The sequence below is a fragment of the Mesorhizobium sp. M5C.F.Ca.IN.020.32.2.1 genome, assembly GCF_004023105.1.
In the GTDB taxonomy this organism is placed as follows: Bacteria; Pseudomonadota; Alphaproteobacteria; order Rhizobiales; family Rhizobiaceae; genus Mesorhizobium; species Mesorhizobium wenxiniae.
Genome location: NZ_RZSX01001043.1, coordinates 1 through 1,976 on the forward strand (window position 1 = coordinate 1; position 1,976 = coordinate 1,976).

Annotated in this window: 3 protein-coding genes and 1 pseudogene; 2 read left to right on the forward strand and 2 right to left on the reverse strand. The window is 61.9% G+C overall.

Features of this window, described 5'->3' with window-relative positions:
• Nucleotides 1-246: pseudogene (locus EOA86_RS32560) on the forward strand (hypothetical protein); the annotation flags it as partial.
• Nucleotides 233-865 carry a hypothetical protein gene (locus EOA86_RS32565; RefSeq protein ID WP_128345344.1) on the forward strand — a complete coding sequence of 211 codons (633 nt, stop codon included), beginning with the start codon at nucleotides 233-235 and terminating at the stop codon, nucleotides 863-865. The pseudogene EOA86_RS32560 and the gene EOA86_RS32565, both read left to right, overlap by 14 nt.
• On the opposite strand, the gene EOA86_RS32570 is transcribed toward EOA86_RS32565, so the two are convergent.
• Nucleotides 862-1,245, reverse strand: coding sequence for a GtrA family protein (locus EOA86_RS32570; protein WP_245497451.1), 384 nt, complete (start codon nucleotides 1,243-1,245; stop codon nucleotides 862-864). The two genes, EOA86_RS32565 and EOA86_RS32570, sit on opposite strands and share 4 nt — an antisense overlap.
• A 49-nt stretch (nucleotides 1,246-1,294) precedes the next feature.
• A partial coding sequence (locus EOA86_RS32575) for a class I SAM-dependent methyltransferase (protein WP_164892227.1) occupies nucleotides 1,295-1,976 on the reverse strand: 682 nt, incomplete at its 5' end.

A 1,976-nucleotide genomic window follows, 5' to 3' on the forward strand; every position in this document is an offset into this window, starting at 1 on the left:
GCCGTTCTGGCGGCTCGAAGACAACATGGCGCGGCACTCTTCTGCGCGCTCTGCATCATCCTGCCGCTGATCACCAACCTGGCCTCGATGGTCAGATATGTCGTTGGGCTTGCGCCTCTGACAATGTTGCTCGCCGTCCTGTTGTCGGCGTCGAGGCTCATTTGGCTCGCAGCTTTGGTTCTCTTCCTCGGCGCCTGTTATTTCACGACGGTGGCGTGGATCGGAGGCTACCTTGCCTTGGTCTGACACTCTGGGGACTTACAGACGCGCCGCCTCGCTCGGCGGCTACGTGCTCGCGGCGGTTCTGGCCGGGTCCGAGATCGTCATCCTTGCGCTTGCTCTCAATCCGAACGTCAATGCCGATTATCGTGCATATTACATCGATCGGACGACGACCTGCCTCAACCGCGATGCCGTCGGCCGCTACACACTTGGCCAGACGATATCGTTCCGGAACGACGGCGCCAAGCAGGCAGCGGGCATAAAGGTCTGCGGCTGGTCGGGACCCGTCGCCGACGGCACCCATTCCCTGGGCGAGACCTCGCGGCTCCGCGTGAAGATACCGCCGCTGCGCAACGGGCTGACAGCCACGCTGCAGATGGCCGCCGTCATTCGTCCTCCACAGATCACGCAGAGGGTTGTGGTCTCGGTGAACGGTGTTCGGGCGCATGCGGTGACGCTGTCTGGCAAAGAACCCCGAACCGTCTCGTTCGTCATTCCATCGGCGGCGCTCGGCAAGGCCGATACACTCGAAATTGCCTTCGATTATCTCGACGGCATTCCGCCAACTCCGGCCGCCAGCAACATCTATAAGCGCTCCATCAAGCTGGTGTCGTTCCGGCTGGATGCCATTGAGGTGGATTAGGTAGAGCGGTCGCCTTGCTGGCCGGGTCTATGCTGCGCAAAAACCCATCGGTCGAGCATGAGCAGATTGACCGCTGGAATAAGCAGGCATGTAACCAGAATGGCAATGATGGGCGGCAGGCCGAGTTTCGCGGTCAAAAGCGCCGGCGCCGCGTAAGCCACGGCGAAGCCTGTCGCCGTCAGCAGGAGAAAACGTGCAGCTTCCGATCGGTGCGATCCGCTCGACATGAACGTTACTGACTTATGGGCGAGATACGAGAACACGGCAGCCGCGGCGTAAGCTGCAAGCGATGCTTGGACAGGCGAGAAGCCGATCCATTCCGATTTGACCAAACCGATAGCCAAGGCAGCATACAGGATTGTCGCGGCGATGCCGACCAACCCGAAGCGGGCCAGCAGCTTCAGCCCGATGCGGGCGGTCGAACGGCCCTCAGACATACGCACTGCACGCGTACTGGGCTCCAAGCGGCATGGGCGCGAGCACGCGTTCGAGTCTTCGGGCGAAGGGCCTGGCCGAGGGCAGCAGCAGGAAATGCTCAGATCGGATATCGCTGAAGCCCGTCTCCTGAAAGAGGGACCTTGCTTTGGCCGCGTTGAGCAGGACCGCGTCCTGGTCGAATGGACACCGCAACACCGCAAGACGCGTCAGCAGGTTATAGGGATTGTGTTCGATGATGCAGGCGACGCCGCCCGACCGCACCACGCGCCGCATCTCCCGGAAGAAATCGAGCCAGGAGACGGGCGGAACGTGATGAACGACGCAACTCGCGAAAGCCAGGTCGAACGCGCCGTCCTCGTAAGGCAGGCTCAGCGTGGTACAGGCGCGATAGGTCACACCTGGATTGACCTGGCCGGCGCGCAGGATCGATTCTTCCGAGACGTCGCAGCCATCCAGGCGCTCGAAGACGCCTTCGAGATAAGGGTGGAGCGACCCGACGCCGCAGCCGACATCCAGCGCCCGCACACCGGCACCACCCTGCCGAAGCCTTCGCTCGACCACGAGACGCCGCAGCAGGTCGGCCTTGGCGATCAGAAAGAAGTCGTGATTGAGTCCGGAAAACCGGATGGATCCGGCGACCGCCTCGCCATAAGTTGATTTATAGCTGTCGAAG